The sequence below is a fragment of the Paludisphaera mucosa genome (assembly GCF_029589435.1).
Taxonomy (GTDB): domain Bacteria; phylum Planctomycetota; class Planctomycetia; order Isosphaerales; family Isosphaeraceae; genus Paludisphaera; species Paludisphaera mucosa.
Genome location: NZ_JARRAG010000002.1, coordinates 1,270,629 through 1,286,678, shown reverse-complemented (window position 1 = coordinate 1,286,678; position 16,050 = coordinate 1,270,629). Strand labels below are relative to the sequence as shown.

The following is a 16,050-nucleotide window of genomic DNA, read 5'->3' as shown; positions in this document are numbered from 1 at the left end:
GAAGTCGATCTCCTATAATCGACTGACCGAGGTCGAATCAGGAGGACGGATGATCAGCAGCAGCAGTTACAACCTGACCCATTTGAAGGTGCTCGAGGCGGAGAGCATCCACATCATCCGCGAGGTCGCCGCCGAGTTCGAGCGGCCGGTGATGCTCTACTCCATCGGCAAGGACTCGGCCGTCATGCTGCGGCTGGCGCAGAAGGCCTTCCATCCCGGCCGGCCGCCCTTTCCGCTGCTGCACGTCGACACGACCTGGAAGTTCCGGGCGATGATCGAGTTCCGCGATCGATTCTGTCGCGAGCAGGGCCTCGACCTGAAGGTCTGGATCAACCCGGAAGGGCGGGCCCAGAACATCAACCCGTTCGACCACGGCTCGAAGAAGCACACCGACGTCATGAAGACGGCGGCGCTCAAGCAGGCGCTCAACCACTACCAGTTCGACGCGGCGTTCGGCGGCGCCCGCCGCGACGAGGAGAAGAGCCGGGCCAAGGAGCGCGTCTACAGCTTCCGCGACCGCCTCCACCAGTGGGACCCCAAGAACCAGCGGCCGGAGCTGTGGAACCTGTTCAACAGCAAGGTGAACAAGGGCGAGAGCATCCGCGCCTTCCCGCTGAGCAACTGGACCGAGCTGGACGTCTGGCAGTACATCCACCTGGAAGGCATCCCCATCGTGCCGCTCTACTTCGCCGACGTCCGCCCGGTCGTCGAGCGCGACGGCACGCTCATCATGGTGGACGACGAGCGGATGCCGCTGCGGCCCGGCGAAGAGCCGATGATGAAGCGGGTGCGGTTCCGCACGCTCGGCTGCTACCCGCTCACCGGGGCGATCGAGAGCGACGCGACGACCCTGCCGGAGATCATCGAGGAGATGCTGCTGGCGAAGAACTCCGAACGCCAGGGCCGGATGATCGACCACGACGAGACGGGGTCGATGGAGCAGAAGAAGCGCGAGGGGTATTTCTGAGATGCAAGCCGTTGACCTGAGCCAGGAAGACATCCACGCCTACCTCGCCCGCCACCAGAAGAAGGAACTGCTGCGCCTCCTCACCTGCGGCAGCGTCGACGACGGCAAGAGCACGCTCATCGGCCGGCTGCTGCACGACACCAAGATGATCTACGAGGACCAGCTCGCCGCGGTCAAGCGCGACAGCGAGAAGGTCGGCACCACCGGGGCCGGCGAGATCGACCTCGCCCTGCTGACCGACGGCCTGAAGGCCGAGCGCGAGCAGGGCATCACCATCGACGTCGCGTACCGCTACTTCTCGACCGACCGCCGCAAGTTCATCATCGCCGACACGCCCGGCCACGAGCAGTACACGCGCAACATGGCCACCGGGGCGTCGACGTGCCAGCTGGCCGTCATCCTCATCGACGCCCGCCACGGCGTGATGACCCAGACCCGCCGGCACTCGTTCATCGTATCGCTTTTGGGCATCCGGCACGTCGTCGTCGCCGTCAACAAGATGGACCTCGTCGGCCACTCGCGAGACGTCTTCGAGCGGATCAAGGACGACTACACCGGCTTCGTCGCCAAGCTCGACCTGCGCGACGTCACCTTTATCCCGATGTCGGCGCTCAAGGGCGACAACGTCGCGTCCAAGAGCGACGCCATGCCGTGGTACACCGGCCCGCCGCTGCTGGACCACCTGGAGACGGTGCACATCGCCAGCGATCGCAACCTGACCGACCTGCGGTTCCCGGTGCAATACGTCATCCGCCCCAACCTCGACTTCCGCGGCTTCGCCGGCACCGTGGCGTCCGGCATCCTGCGCCGGGGCGACGAGGTGATGGTGCTGCCGTCGGGCAAGCGCAGCCGGGTGAAGTCGATCGTGACCTACGATGGCGACCTGGAAGAGGCGTTCGCCCCCCAGGCGGTGACGGTCACGCTGGCCGACGAGGTGGACGTCAGCCGCGGCGACATGCTGGTGCGGCCCGACGGCCCGCCGCACGTCAGCAGCGAGATCGAGGCGATGGTGGTGTGGATGGCCGAGCAGCCGTTCGTCCCCGGCCGGTCGTACACGCTGAAGCACACCACGCGGCAGGTGGCGGCCGAGGTCGCGGCGTTCCGCTACGGCGTCGACGTCAACACCCTGGAGCACCGCGCCATCTCGCGGCTGGAGCTGAACGAGGTCGGGCACGTGCAGCTCAGCCTGACGCAGGCGCTGGCGTACGACCCGTACCGCGCCAACGCCGCGACCGGGGCGTTCATCCTGATCGACCGGCTGACCAACAACACGGTCGGCGCCGGCATGATCCTGGAAGCCGGCGGCGGCCGCGCCCCCGGCGACGCGTGGGGCACCGAGCCGGCGGAGCGCCTCAAGCAGCGCGAGAGCCTGGTCGCGCCGGCCGAGCGCGAACAGCGATACGGCCAGGTGCCGGCGACCGTCTTGCTGGTCGGCCTGACCGGCAGCGGCAAGAGCCGGATCGCCTTCGGCCTGGAACGCCGGCTGTGGGACGAGGGCCGGCTGGTGACGGTGCTCTACGGCCAGAACATGCGACAGGGCCTGAACCGCGACCTGGGCTTCACCGCCGACGACCGCTCCGAGAACCTGCGGCGGTCGGCCGAGGTGGCGAAGCTGATGAACGACGCCGGCGTGATCACCGTCGCCGCGTTCGTCGCGCCCCACGAGGCCGTGCGCGAGAAGGCGAAGCAGCTGATCGGCGCCGACCGCGTCCTGGAGGTCTACTGCACGGCGCCGATGGACGTCCTGCGGGCGCGCGACCAGAGCGGCGCCTACCGCCTGGCCGACGAGGGCAAGATCGCCCAGATGCCCGGCGTGACGGCCGCGTTCGAGGAACCGAAGTCGCCCGACCTCGTGCTCCAGACCGACCAGATCGGCGTCGACGAGAGCGTCGCCCGGATCGTCGAGCTGATGAAGTCGCGAGGCTTCCTGCGCTAGGCCGTCTCGGGTCCCACGAGGGGAGGATGCTGCGGAGTAGGGTAGGGGAGGGGCTGATCGGGGGGCGGAGGAACGTCAGCCGGATCGAGGACGCGGCCCGGAGCCTTCGAGCACGTCGAGCCACTGCCGGTACTCGGGCGATTCGAGGGCGGCCCGGGCTCGTCCCCAGCGTTGGTCGACCCAGCTCCAGAAGTCGAAGTCGATCGTGGAGACCTTCCACTGGATCGCGGCCCAGAGCGTCCAGCCGACGTTCGACATGAGGATGTTGAGCTTCATCCGGGCGAGCTTGTCCGGATAGGCTTCGCCGAAATACGCGGCGCACGTCTCCTCGACGCGCGGCTCGTCGTATTCCAGCTCCTGGCACGCGTTCCCCAGCTCGAACGCCGGGTCGTTGTTGCCGCTGTATTCGAAGTCGATCAGCCGGAGCCGGCGGCCGTCGTCCAGGATGTTCCCCGCCAGCAGGTCGTTGTGGCAGGGGACCGTGGCGACGGGCCGCCGGGCGAAAGCAGCCTCGATCCGCTCGACCTCGGGCATGTAGCGGACGTAGTCGTCGGGGATGGGGATCTCCAGCTCCTGCGCGATCCTAAGGTAGCGCCGGGTCAGCGCGAACATGTCGAAATCGTGCAGGAAGCGAGGCCCCGCGTGGAGCCGCTTGAGGACGTGGGCGAGCCTGACCGGCATCCCCGGGCGTCGCATCGAAGCCAGGGTCATGGTCTCGGCGGGGATGAATTCGAGGACCAAAACGTCCACGTCGCGGAAGTGGTGGACGACCCGCGGGCCGACCCCCGCCTCGGCCGCGGCCCGGGAGTTGTGCAGCTCGTTGCCGCGATCGATCGCGAGCCATTCGGTCCCCACGCCCGGGATGCGCACGACGAACGCCTCGTCGCCCACGGCCACGCGGTAGGCCCGGTTCGTCAGCCCCCCGACGAGCGGCGTCACGGCGGGGGATCGGCCCGACCAGGCGGGGATCCGGTCGATGACCTGGTCGATCGAGATCGTCGTGGTCTTCAATTCCGGCGATGATCCGCGGCCCGGGACTGTTTCGACCCGACCAGGCACGGGACCATGCCTGGCGACCGGGGGAGGCTTGCAAGCAGAGGGGGGAATCCGTCGACCGACGGCCGTCATGATGATCTCATATCAGCCCGAACGGCTCAAGCCGCCGCCTCTCGGGCCCAGCGAGGGGCGGCCGGCGAGCATTTCGCGGCGCGCCCCGGTCGCGGGGGAGACGAGACCGCCCGAGCCCACGCCACGGCGATCCCGCCCCGACGGGCGAGTTCGCCCGGCTGAACCTCCCGAAAGCGGCGCCGGCGCGCGGAGCAGGCCTCCGGCCGAGCCGACCCGCATGCGGCGTCGCATCGCCCGATCCGGCCGCCTCCGGCCCATTTCGCCGACGCAGCCGCATGCGGCCGGGCCTCGCCGCCCGCGGATCCTTCGCCACATCATGCGCCAGGACGACTCAGCCAACGAAGCAGCCCGGATCGCGTCGCCGTCTGGCCGACGCAAGTCCGGGCCGTTGTATCTCGTGCAAGCGGAGAGGGAGGGATTCGAACCCTCGGTACGTGTTACCGTACACGGCATTTCCAGTGCCGCACCTTCGGCCTCTCGGTCACCTCTCCAAGGGCCTGAGGAACCCAATGTAACGCTCGCCGCGCCTCCAAGCAATCCGGCTTTCCGTCAGGGGTTCGGGCGAGTCGCCTCGTCGTCCTTCGGTCGCGACGCGGCTCGGGCTTCGCGGGCTCGGCCTCGTTCGGGGACCCGGCTTGAAGTGGGGGGCGATTGTCCAACAATTGCGGGACATGTTAGGATGGCCCCGGCCGGCCCGGGAGGGCGAGGTGGCCGACGGGCGCACCCATCGAACACGACGAGGACGACGCGGTGTCCGAAGCTCGACCGTGCACCGGAGCGACGCCCAGACGGGCCTTCCTGCGGGCCTCGCTGACCGGGTTCTCGGCGCTGGGGATCTCGGACCTCTTGCGGCTCCAGGCGGCGAGGGCCGCGCCGGGGGGCGGGACGGGGGGGCCGTCCATGATCGTGGTCTGGCTCTGGGGAGGGCCGAGCCACATGGAGACGTTCGACCTCAAGCCCGACGCCCCCGAGGCGTATCGCGGCCTCTTCCGGCCGATCCCCACCAGCGTTCCGGGGCTCGAGATCTGCGAGAAGCTGCCGAGGCTGGCGGCGATCGCCGACAAGCTGGCGATCGTCCGTTCCGTCTCCCACGACAGCCCGGGCCACGCCAACAGCACGCACACGGTCCTGACCGGGTATGAAGGCGACGTCGTCGAGACGCCGCCGTTCACGCCCAAACACCCCTACGTCTTCCACGCCGCGAACCGGCTGCTGCCGGAGGCCGCGGGGCTGCCGAAGTGGGTCGCCATGCCCGACCTGCCGTACGAGGGCGGGGGGGGCCTGGGCCGATCGTATGGGCCGTTCAAGGTCGCGGCCGACCCGAACAAGCCCGAGTTCATGGTCCCGGAGCTGGTGCTCGACGAGGCGCGACGTGCGAGCCTGGGCGGCCGCGGCCGGCTGCTCGCCGGGTTCGACGCCGCGCGGCGGGCGATGGAGGCCACGCCCGTCACGCGCTCGTTCGACGACTTCCAGCGGCGGGCCCTCGACGTCCTGACCTCCGGCGCCGCGCGAAACGCCTTCGACCTGTCGGGCGAGCCCGACGTGCTCCGCGACCGCTACGGCCGCAACGTCGTGGGCCAGCGCTGCCTGCTGGCGCGCCGTCTGGTCGAGGCGGGCGTGCGGCTGGTGACGATCGACTTCCCCTGCGTCCCGGGCCAGAAGGCGTTCTCCTGGGACGACCACGCGAGCGTCTGGAACATCTTCGAACAGATGGAGATCCGCCTCCCCGTCCTCGACCGGGCCGTCTCCGCCCTGATCGAGGACGTCCACGCGCGGGGCCTGGACCGCGAGACCCTGATCGTCGTCATGGGAGAGATGGGACGGACGCCCAAGCTCTCGAACCACCAGGGCCGACCCGGTCGCGAGCACTGGGGACGGGCCATGTCCGTCCTCATGTCCGGCGGGGGGATGCCCATGGGCCAGGTGATCGGCTCGACCACCTCCCGGGGCGAAGAGCCCAGGGAGCGGCGGTTCACCCCCAACGACCTGCTCGCGACCTGGTACCGCCACCTCGGCATCGACCACGCCCAGACCTATCAGGACGTCTCCGGCCGACCCATCGCCCTCCTCCCCCACGGCGAGCCGATCGCCGAGCTGACCTGAGGCTCCCGACGGCCAAGACCGATTCCGCCGCCTCGTCGCGGGATTTCGCGCCCGATCGAGGGGTTTTCGGCCCGTCGGTTGCAGTAGGGGACGGGTCGAGATCCACCCGCGTGAAGGTCGATCCCGCCCGAGTCGAAGGGAATGGAGATGTCCTCATGACTGCTTCCAACTCGCATTCGAACGGTCACGACCATGAGTCGGATTGGGGCCTTTGCAAGGCCTGCAAATGGTGGCAGATCGAGCCCGAGGCGAAGGTCGAGAACCTGACGCTGGGGCTATGCATCGACGAGGACCTGCAGCCGTACAGTCTCAGGGTGTCGGGCCTCAGCGGCTGCAACCGCTTCATGCTGGGCAAGCCGGCGCGGGCGGAAGGCTCGGCGGAGGCCCCGCCGCGCGCCAAGGCGACGCGCTGAGGTCGCGCGATCCGCTCAGCCTCGCGGGCGGATCCGGTACAGGTGGACCTGATACCCGGTGAAGCGGTCGGGCCACGCGCCGGCGGGGGCTTCGAGCGACCGCGACTCGTCGAGGACCTCGACCTGGGCGTCGGCCCGGTCCGGCAGGCGGAATCGGACGTCGGTCCCGCCGTCGCTCAGCGAGGCGGCGAAGACGTAGACGGCGTCGCCGTGACGCTTGACGACGGATGCGATCGGGACCTTCGGGTCCGACGCGACGACCTGCACGCCGTCGGGCACGTCGGGGCTGTTGAGCACCGGCGCCAGCTCGTGGATGCGTCGGTTGGTCGCGGCGACCTCGCGCGCGACGGCCTCGTCGGCGAGCAAGCCGGCCTCGATGAACGTCGGCTTGAACTGGTGGGCGAAGTAGACCAGCCCCTTCGCACCCCGGATCAGGGCCATCCAGACCTCGGAGCGGATCTCGGCCGGGGTCGCCTTGCGGGCCTCGTTGTCGATCCGCGTGGTCTCGATGCAGCACCAGACCGGCTTCTTCGCGCCGGCCCATTTCCTGAGCCGCTCGACGCCGAGCGGGACGTACCAGAGCTTGCCCGCGACCGGGGCGTCGCGATGGCAGGCGGGGTAGATGTCGAACGAGGCCACGTCGCACCCCTCGACGTACTCGGGATAGTCTTCGGGGTGGTTCGTCCGGGTCCCCCGCCCGTACCAGCCGTCCCACGCGACCCCTTGTCCCAGGTTCAACATGACGGGGCGGTCGGGGTCGTTGCGCTTCATTTCGCGGTATCGCGCCACGATTGCGTCGGGCGTGACGGGGGGCCCGTAGCCCTTGCCGTTCTCGAGCGCCTGGGCGTTGTCGGGCTCGTCGTCGTGCATCCAGCCGACGATCGTCGGCCGGTCGCGGAACGCCAGGGCGGCCGGGCTCTGGCCCGCGATCAGGCGGATCCCCGCCGCGTCGAGCGCGTCGAGCTGCGCGGCCGTCGGCCCCTTCCACAACCCCACGTACAGGTTCACGCCGACGTCCCGGTACCGGGTCGCGTTGGCCGTGTCCTGGAGCCAGACCGCGATCGGAAAGAAGTCCGGCCGATCGGGGATGCCCTTCGAAGGCCGAGCCTCCTGAGCCGCCGCCCCGAGCGTCCACGCCGTCAGCATCAAGACGATCGCCCCGGTCCGCATGATCCCGCCTCCCGGAAAGTTGGGCCCGAAGATCCCGAGCGCCATGATAGCGCCGCCCGACCTCCCGAACCAGGGACCCGGCCCTCTCCTCATCACTTCCCCTTCGCGGCGTTTTATTGCCTTGACAACAATTGCCTGGGCATCTATATTTCCCGCATGACGAGCGAACGCCCGAGCGGACTGGAGGACCACCTCGGCTACTGGCTGAGGCGGCTGTCGAATCGCGTGTCCCGCGGCTTCTCCGACCGCCTGGAAAGGCGCGGGGTGACGGTCGCGCAATGGGTGGTGCTCCGTTGCCTGTACGACGCCGAGGGCGCCTCGCTGCTGATCTTGGCGGCGACGGTCGGGGTGGACGGCGGGGCGATGTCGCGGATGGTGGAGCGACTGGCGAAGAAAGGACTCGTCGTCCGCGCGGCCGACCCGACGGATCGTCGCGCCGTCTCGATCCGGCTGACCGAGGCCGGCCGGACGCTCGTGCCGGTGCTCGCGAGAGAGGCCGACGAAAACGACGACGCCTTCTTCGGCGTCGTGGGCGAGCCCGAGCGCCGGCGGCTGCTCGCGAGCCTGAAGTCGATCCTGGCGAAGCACGAGGCGGGAGACGAGTTCCCTGGGAAGACCCTGGATTGAAGGCGCCCGACGCGAAACGAAACGAGGCCGAACGATGGACGCGACGATCCTGCACGACTGCCTGACACAGGCCCTCGCCGGCCGCATCACATTCCCCGAAGTCGTGGGGCGGCTGCTCGCGACGGGCGTGGAACGCTACGACGCCGACCTGGCGCGGATGGAGCTACGGCACTATGCAGCCGCCGGCGCGATCCACGTCGAGCCCCTGCCGCTAGCCGACGCCCCGGCGGTCCCGCGGACGTTCTCGGCCGAGGGGGTCCGGTCGGCCGTCGCGGCCGCCCAGGGCCGCGAGGTCGACTATCCCGGCTTCCTGCGGCGGATCATGGCCGCGGGGACGGTCGGCTACACCGCCTTCCTGGGCGGCCGGAGGGTCGTCTACTTCGGGCGAGACGGCGACTGCCACGTCGAACCCTTCTCCGGGCCCCGATGAGCCGGCCGCCGGTCGAAGTCCCCGCCTACCGCCCCCGGCTCTGGCCGCGCATGAAGCGGGCGAGGCGGGACTGGGCGGACTCCCAGCCGCCGCCCTTGGCCTCGGCGGCGAGGCCTTCCAGGGCGTCGCAAGGGGCCGGGTCGAGCTTGCCGGCCTCGCGGAGCGACTTCAGGGCGGCCAGGCACTGGTCGACGAGCGCGGGCTCGCGCAGGGAGACCGCCGTGTAGAGGGCGTCGACCGTCTTGAAAGCCTCGGCGTCGGCGCCGATCTGGGGCGGCCCGCCGCAGCCGAGGGCCGCCGCGAGGATCGCCGGGGCGAGCAGGGCCGCCCCCCGGCGGAATCGCTTCGTCATATTCATCAATGAGCTTTCCTTATCGGGTCGATCAGTAGTCGCCGGAGACGACCTCGCCGCCGTTGCGGGTCGAGAGGGCGACCCAGGTCCGGGGGTGGATGGTCTCCTTGACCCAGCGGACGGAGCCGTCGCCCATCAGGACGTTGGAGCCATCGCCGTCCTCGGAGTACATCTCGTCGGTGTGGCCGAACGGGTGGTTCGGTGCGTGGATGATCACCTGGGGATGGTCGCGGACGTCGGGCCCGCAGTGCGCGCCGACGAGGTTGCCGCCGCTGTTCGGGTCCGACGGCCAGCCGCGACGCGGGGGCGTGCTGGCGAACGGGACCACGCCCACCCACGTCGCGTCGCAGAGGATCGGCGCCTTCTCGCCCAGGAAGACCGTGTTCGACAGCCCGTCCGTCACCGACGCGGCGCGGGTCCGCGAGTTGCGGTAGAAAGGGCCGTCGATTTCGTGCGGCGACGGGGCCCCGGGGATCGGTTCGGCGACGTCGAAGTCGTACGAGTACGCCGTCGTCCGCCCCCAGGGCTGGTTGATCCCCGCGTTCGTCACGTAATGGCTGCGCGACAGCAGGATCCGAGGCGTGAACTCGCCGGCGTCGTTGGGCGAGCCCGAGTTGCCGTTGTCGTACTTATGCACCGCGAACGGCTCCGTCCCGCCCGTCGCCGACGGGCACAGGAAGACCGAGAGCCGCACCGTCGCCCCGGTCGCGTTGTCGGCCGCCCAGCAGGGGAGGTTCGTGTTGAAGCTCGCGTAGACCGTCGCCTGCTCGATGTACGGCAGGATCAGCGTCCCCCAGGCGAACCCGGGCGTCGTGTTGAGGTTCCCGTCCGGATAGCTCACCCCGTAGGCCGTCCCGACCGCCCGGGGATCCCCCACGTAAGCCGGCGGGAACGCCCCGATCGCCGACTCGTAATTCGCCAGCCCCAGCCCGATCTGCTTGAGATTATTCACGCACTGCGTCCGCCGCGCCGCCGACCGCGCCGCCTGCACCGCCGGCAACAGCAGGCTGATCAGCACCGCGATGATGCTGATCACCACCAGCAGCTCGATCAGCGTGAAACCGCGCCTCGAGCCAGCGCCCCGCCGCGCCCGTTCCTGCAGACCCATATGTCCTCCGCATCGACCAAATCATGTTTTCCGGTTTTTCACGAGTTCCACGCAGCAGATCATAAAGCGAAAACACCAACGCGCCAATCTTTGTTTTTGACAGCCCAAAATTTCGAGCTTTCATGGTTCAGGATGAGCTTTCCCGGACCGTGCCTTTTCTCAGGGGCCAGAGCCTTGAATCACGGTTGGTCTCTACGCCGTGGGGACTTGTCGCTCAAGACGTTAGAATCGCCCGGGATCGAGAACCCTTCAGGACCGTGGACCACGACGGCCGACGCGGCCGTCTCGAAACTCGAGGCACCGGATGAGACGCCTGTTTCTGATAATCGCGGCGCTCTGCAGCGGGCCGGCCGTCGAGGCGCAATGGACGTTTCAGACATCCGGGACGACGGCCCGCCTGCGGGGGGTCGCCGTCGTGGATGGGCGGGTCGCCTGGGCGAGCGGGACGGGGGGGACGGTGCTGCTCACCACGGATCGCGGCGCGACCTGGCGGGGGCGGAACGTGCCGAATTCGGGAGGACGGGATTTCCGCGACGTCGAGGCGTTCGACGACCGGACGGCCCTGGTCCTGTCGATCGGCGAGGGCGATCAGTCGCGGATCTTCAAGACGACCGACGGCGGCGAAACGTGGAGGCTCCGGCATGTCAACGCCGACCCGAAGGGCTTCCTCGACGGCCTGGCGTTCTCGGACGCCCGGCACGGGCTGGCGCTGGGGGATCCGGTCGACGGCCGGTTCGTCATCCTTGCGACCGACGACGGCGGCGACACCTGGGCCCGCGTCGCCGGAGATTCCATGCCCGCGGCCCTGCCGCGCGAGGGGGCCTTCGCGGCCAGCGGAACCTGCCTGGCCGTGAAGGGGGATCACGCCTGGTTCGGCACCAGCGGCGGGCGGATCTTCCGGAGCGACGACCGAGGGCGGACCTGGACGGCCCACGCGACGCCCCTGCGCGCCGGCGAGGGCTCGTCGGGAGTCTTCTCGCTGGCCTTCCGGGATGCGGAGCACGGCGCGGCCGTCGGCGGCGACTACAAGGAGCCGGACGCGAAGGGGCGGCTCATCGCCCTCACCCACGACGGCGGCCGGACCTGGATCGCCCCCAGTGGCCCCGAGCCGTCCGGCTACCGCTCGGCCGTCGCCTTCCGGCCCGGGACGCCCGGGCCGTCGCTGATCGCCGTCGGCCCGACCGGCGCCGACCGCTCGGACGACGGCGGCGAATCCTGGTCGAAGCTCGGCGACGCCGGCTTCCACGCCGTCGGATTCGCCGCCTCGTCCGCCGGCTGGGCCGTCGGCGAGCGCGGCCGCATCGCCCGGTTCGACCCGGGAAGCGAGCCCGGCCCGACCACCCCTCCTTGACGATCGAGCCGCCGTCGATTCGGCCGCCGCCGACACCATCGGGCGACGAGGCCCGAGGCCGACGCCTTGACAGCCGGACCCCCGGATGCGCGAATTGTACAAAGAATGTTGGAGACTTCGAGGGGGGGGCGGGAGGACGACGCCGATGGCGACGCTGCATCTCGGGCGGATATCGCGGATCGTCGCGGGCGCGCTGGCCGTCGTCTTCGCGGCGGCCTCCCCTTCCGCATCCTGCACCGAGGAGCCCGGCGCGGATCGGGACGCGTTCTTCGAGGCCAGGGTCCGTCCGATTCTCGTCGAGCGCTGCTTCGGCTGCCACTCGGCCCAGGCCGAGAGCCTGAAGGGGAGCCTCGCGGTCGACTCTCTCGAGGGGCTGCTGAAGGGGGGCGACCTCGGGCCGGCGGTCGAGCCGGGCAAGCCCGAGGCGAGCCTTCTGATCCAGGCCGTCGGCTACGAGGACGACGCGGTCAAGATGCCGCCGAAGCAGAAGCTGCCCGACGCCGAGATCACCGTGCTTCGGCAGTGGGTGGCCGGAGGGGCGACCTTCCCGAAGGCGGTCGCCGCGCCCGCGGCCAAGGCCCGAGGGATCGACTTCGTCGCGGCCCGCAAGCACTGGTCGTACCAGCCCGTCGCCCGCCGTGAGCCCCCGAAGGTCGCCGACGCTTCGTGGCCGAACTCACCGATCGACCCGTTCATCCTGGCGAAGCTGGAGGACGCCGGCCTGGCCCCTTCGCCGCCGGCCGACCGTCGTACGCTCCTGCGCCGGGTCTCTTACGACCTGATCGGCCTGCCGCCGACCGCCGAGGAGATCGCCGCGTTCGAGGCCGACCGATCGGACGACGCCTACGCGAAGGTCGTCGATCGGCTGCTGGCCTCGCCGCGATACGGCGAGCGATGGGGGCGGCACTGGCTGGACGTCGCCCGCTACGCCGACTCGAAAGACGGCGTCCTCATGTACGGGGACGACCGCATCCGGCCCTACGCCTACACCTATCGCGACTACGTCGTGCGGTCGTTCAACGAGGACGCACCCTTCGATCGGATGATCCGCGAACAGCTCGCGGCCGACGCGGTCGCGCCCAAGGACGAGCCCTGGCGGCTCGCGGCGATGGGCTTCCTGACGCTGGGCCGGGCCTTCGACAACAACGTGCACGACCAGATCGACGACAAGATCGACGTCGTGAGCCGCGGCCTGCTCGGCCTGACGGTCGCCTGCGCCCGCTGCCACGACCACAAGTACGACCCGATCCCCACCGCCGACTACTATTCGCTCTACGGCGTCTTCGCCGGTGCCGAGTCCCCGCTGGAACTCCCCCTGATCGACGACCCCGCGAAGACCCCGGACCGCAAGGCGTTCGAGGACGACGCCGCCGCCAAGCGGGCCGAGATCCGCAAGTTCCTCGACGACCAGTACGCCCTGCTCCTGGAAGAAGCCCGCAAGCGCGGCGGCGACTACCTGTACCGCGCCGGGACCACGCCGCCCGACCCGTTGGAGACGGCCGTCTTCTTCATGTCGCTCGCCCCCGACGACCTCCGCCCGCCGATCACCAGCCGCTGGCGACGCTTCCTCAAGCAGCGCGCCGTCCCGTCCGACCCCGTCTTCGGCCCCTGGTCCGACCTGATGACGCGCGACGATCCCGCGCTCGCCGCCGAGGCCCCCGCCGTCCTGGCGAAGTGGGCCGACCGCCCCGCCGGGATCGAGCCCGACACGCTCAACCCGCTGGTCTACTCGGCCCTGAGCGCCGCCCCGATCCGGTCGAAGGCCGACGTCGCGAAGGCCTACGCCGACCTGTTGCGCCGCGTCTACGACGAGGCCAAGGCCGCCCCGCCCGACCCGGCCGACAAGGCCCGCCGCCAGGTGCTCGACGTCCTGTACGGGCCCGACGGCCCGTCCTATTTCGCGCGGGCCCTGACGCAATCCTACATGTCGCGTAGCGAGAAGGACGGCTTCTACGGCAAGGTCGTCGCGCTCGACCGCACGACGGTCAAGGCGGCCGACGCGACGCCCCGGGCGATGGTCCTGGTCGACTCCGACGAGCCCTACGCGCCCCGCGTCTTCGTCCGCGGCAACGCCTCGCAGCCCGGAGAGGCCGTCCCCCGGCGGTTCCTCCGCATCCTGGCCGGCGACGCGCCGCGGCCTTTCGCGCGGGGCGGGGGCCGGCTCGACCTCGCGGAGGCGATCGCCGACCCGAAGAACCCGCTCACCGGCCGCGTGATCGTCAACCGCGTCTGGATGCACCACTTCGGCGAGCCCCTCGTCTCCACCCCCAGCGACTTCGGCGAGCGCAGCACGCCCCCCTCGCACCCCGAATTGCTCGACGACCTGACCGCGCGGTTCCTGGAGGGAGGATGGTCCCTCAAGAACCTCCACCGCCTGATCGTGCTGTCGTCGACGTACCGGCAAGCGAGCGTCGACAGGCCCGACTGCCGCAAGGTCGACCCGGAGAACCGGCTGCACTGGCGCGCCAGCCGCCGCCGGCTCGACTTCGAGGCCATGCGCGACACCCTGCTGTTCGTCTCCGGCCGGCTCGACCCGACGATGCACGGCAAGCCGGTGGACGTGGCGAACGACCCCGGGAACGCCCGCCGCACCGTCTACGGGCTGGTCGACCGCCAGAGCCTGCCGGCCGTCTTCCGGGCGTTCGACTTCGCCAGCCCCGACGCCTCCGCCGAGCGCCGGCCGCTCACGACGGTCCCCCAGCAGGCGCTCTTCGGCATGAACGCCCCCCTGGTCGTCGAGCAGGCCAGGGCGCTCGCCGCGCGTCCCGAGGTCGCCGGCCCGTCCCCGGCCGAGGCGGTGCGGGCGCTCTACCGGATGATCCTGGCCCGCGCGCCCGCCGACGACGAGGCCGAGATGGCCGGCCGGTTCCTGAAGAGCCTGGCCGACGAGCCCGGCGGGCCCAAGCTCGACCCCCGCGCCCAGCTCGCGCAGGTGTTGCTCATCACGAATGAGCTGATGTTCGTCGACTGATTTTCACTCCGCTCCATCCATCCGACCCGAGGCGGACGCCATGAACGCCGACTTCCGACGCCCCATCTCCCGACGCGAGGCGATCCAGCAGGCCGGGACCGGCTTCGGCATGCTCGGCCTGGCCGCCCTCCTGGGCGAGGCGGGTCTGCTCGGCGGCCCCGCGGCGGCCCGCGCGGGGACTCCGGGTGCGACGCTCAACCCGCTCGCGCCCCGGGCCCCGCAGTTCGCGCCCAAGGCGAAGCGGATCATCCACATCTACCTGAACGGCGGGCCCAGCCAGGTCGACACCTTCGACCCCAAGCCGTTGCTGACGAAGTACGACGGCAAGCCGCTCCCCCAGGGGAACCTCTCCACCGAGCGCAAGACCGGCGCGGCGATGGGCTCGCCGTTCAAGTTCCGCAAGTACGGCGAGAGCGGCCTCGACGTCAGCGAGATCTTCGATCGCACCGCCGCGCACGCCGACGACCTCTGCGTGATCCGCTCGATGCAGGCGAATACGCCCAACCACGAGCAGTCGATGCGGCTGATGAATTGCGGCGACGAGCGGCTCTCGCGCCCCAGCATGGGCGCCTGGCTGACCTACGGGCTGGGCTCGGAGAACGAGAACCTGCCCGGCTACGTCTCCATGTGCCCCGGCCTCCCCGTCGCCGACGTCTCCAACTGGCGGTCCGCGTTCCTGCCCGGGGTCTTCCAGGGGACGTACATCGACACCCGCAAGGAGAAGGCCGAGGACCTGATCGAGAACATCCGCAACGCCTACGTCTCCAACCGCGAGCAGCGCCGGCAGCTCGACCTTCTGGCCGAGATGAACCGCCGCCACCTGCAAGCCCGCGCCGAGGACGACGCGCTCGACGCCCGCATCGCCAGCTTCGAGCTGGCCTACCGCATGCAGATGGAGGCGACCGACGCCTTCGACGTCTCGCAGGAGCCGCAGCACGTCCGCGACATGTACGGGCCGGGCGTGCAGAACCGGCAGCTCCTGATCGCCCGCCGGCTGATCGAGCGCGGGGTGCGGTTCGTGCAGCTCTTCCACGGCGACGTCCAGCCCTGGGACAGCCACGACAGCCTGCCCGCCGCCCACCGCGAGCTCGGCCGCCAGTGCGACCAGGGCATCGCGGCCCTGCTGACCGACCTCAAGCAGCGCGGGCTGTTCGATGACACGCTGGTGCTCTGCGGCGGCGAATTCGGCCGCACGCCGTCGGTCGAACTGGTCGGCGGCAAGCCCGCCATGGGCCGCGACCACAACCACTGGGGCTTCTCGGTCTGGCTCGCCGGCGGCGGCGTCAAGCGGGGCCACGTCCACGGCGCGACCGACGATTTCGGCTACAAGGCCGTCGAGGACGTCGTCCACGTCCACGACCTCCACGCCACGATCCTGCACCTCCTCGGCTTCGACCACACCAAGCTCACCTACCGCCACGCCGGCCGCGACTTCCGCCTGACCGACGTCCACGGCAAGGTCGTCGACGCGATCCTGGCGTGAGCCCTCGGCGC

At 70.2% G+C, this 16,050-nt stretch carries 13 protein-coding genes and 1 tRNA gene; 9 read left to right on the top strand and 5 right to left on the bottom strand.

Annotation, left to right across the window (positions count from 1 at the left end):
• Positions 1-49: 49 nt before the first annotated feature.
• The gene (gene cysD / locus PZE19_RS14675) at positions 50-967 is read left to right on the top strand and encodes a sulfate adenylyltransferase subunit CysD (protein ID WP_277861378.1); all 918 of its coding nucleotides are present in this window, start codon (positions 50-52) and stop codon (positions 965-967) included.
• 1 nt (position 968) lies between these two features.
• Positions 969-2,903 carry a sulfate adenylyltransferase subunit CysN gene (gene cysN, locus PZE19_RS14670; protein ID WP_277861377.1) on the top strand — a complete coding sequence of 645 codons (1,935 nt, stop codon included), beginning with the start codon at positions 969-971 and terminating at the stop codon, positions 2,901-2,903.
• Between the two features lie 75 nt (positions 2,904-2,978).
• On the opposite strand, the gene PZE19_RS14665 is transcribed toward cysN, so the two are convergent.
• Together PZE19_RS14665 and PZE19_RS14660 are read right to left on the bottom strand one after the other, a co-directional pair.
• Positions 2,979-3,914, bottom strand: coding sequence for a choline/ethanolamine kinase family protein (locus tag PZE19_RS14665; RefSeq protein WP_277861376.1), 936 nt, complete (start codon positions 3,912-3,914; stop codon positions 2,979-2,981).
• Positions 3,915-4,435: 521 nt separating this feature from the next.
• Positions 4,436-4,522 (bottom strand) — tRNA-Ser (locus PZE19_RS14660).
• 259 nt (positions 4,523-4,781) lie between these two features.
• On the opposite strand from PZE19_RS14660, the gene PZE19_RS14655 reads away from it, so the two are divergent.
• Both PZE19_RS14655 and PZE19_RS14650 read left to right on the top strand, forming a co-directional pair.
• Complete coding sequence (locus PZE19_RS14655) at positions 4,782-6,134, top strand: DUF1501 domain-containing protein (protein ID WP_277861375.1); 1,353 nt, start codon at positions 4,782-4,784, stop codon at positions 6,132-6,134.
• 155 nt (positions 6,135-6,289) lie between these two features.
• Positions 6,290-6,547, top strand: coding sequence for a hypothetical protein (locus PZE19_RS14650; protein WP_277861374.1), 258 nt, complete (start codon positions 6,290-6,292; stop codon positions 6,545-6,547).
• 15 nt (positions 6,548-6,562) lie between these two features.
• Here the strand turns inward: PZE19_RS14650 and PZE19_RS14645 are convergent, their stop codons facing one another.
• Positions 6,563-7,717, bottom strand: coding sequence for a hypothetical protein (locus PZE19_RS14645; protein WP_277861373.1), 1,155 nt, complete (start codon positions 7,715-7,717; stop codon positions 6,563-6,565).
• 156 nt (positions 7,718-7,873) lie between these two features.
• On the opposite strand from PZE19_RS14645, the gene PZE19_RS14640 reads away from it, so the two are divergent.
• Together PZE19_RS14640 and PZE19_RS14635 are read left to right on the top strand one after the other, a co-directional pair.
• Positions 7,874-8,344: a MarR family winged helix-turn-helix transcriptional regulator gene (locus tag PZE19_RS14640; protein ID WP_277861372.1), complete on the top strand. Its 471-nt coding sequence runs from the start codon at positions 7,874-7,876 to the stop codon at positions 8,342-8,344.
• 34 nt (positions 8,345-8,378) lie between these two features.
• Entirely contained in the window at positions 8,379-8,774 is a 396-nt protein-coding gene (locus PZE19_RS14635) for a DUF1398 domain-containing protein (protein ID WP_277861371.1), read from the top strand.
• Between the two features lie 25 nt (positions 8,775-8,799).
• On the opposite strand, the gene PZE19_RS14630 is transcribed toward PZE19_RS14635, so the two are convergent.
• The gene (locus PZE19_RS14630) at positions 8,800-9,132 is read right to left on the bottom strand and encodes a hypothetical protein (protein WP_277861370.1); all 333 of its coding nucleotides are present in this window, start codon (positions 9,130-9,132) and stop codon (positions 8,800-8,802) included.
• Positions 9,133-9,157: 25 nt separating this feature from the next.
• Complete coding sequence (locus PZE19_RS14625; RefSeq protein ID WP_277861369.1) at positions 9,158-10,234, bottom strand: DUF1559 family PulG-like putative transporter; 1,077 nt, start codon at positions 10,232-10,234, stop codon at positions 9,158-9,160.
• 304 nt (positions 10,235-10,538) lie between these two features.
• Here PZE19_RS14625 and PZE19_RS14620 point away from each other — a divergent pair, with 304 nt between their 5' ends.
• The 3 genes from PZE19_RS14620 to PZE19_RS14610 all read left to right on the top strand — a co-directional run bounded on the left by PZE19_RS14620 (position 10,539) and on the right by PZE19_RS14610 (position 16,039).
• Positions 10,539-11,585, top strand: a complete 1,047-nt coding sequence (locus PZE19_RS14620) for a WD40/YVTN/BNR-like repeat-containing protein (RefSeq protein ID WP_277861368.1) — start codon at positions 10,539-10,541, stop codon at positions 11,583-11,585.
• A gap of 145 nt (positions 11,586-11,730) precedes the next feature.
• Complete coding sequence (locus PZE19_RS14615; protein ID WP_277861367.1) at positions 11,731-14,556, top strand: PSD1 and planctomycete cytochrome C domain-containing protein; 2,826 nt, start codon at positions 11,731-11,733, stop codon at positions 14,554-14,556.
• 40 nt (positions 14,557-14,596) lie between these two features.
• Entirely contained in the window at positions 14,597-16,039 is a 1,443-nt protein-coding gene (locus PZE19_RS14610; RefSeq protein ID WP_277861366.1) for a DUF1501 domain-containing protein, read from the top strand.
• Positions 16,040-16,050: the final 11 nt, after the last annotated feature.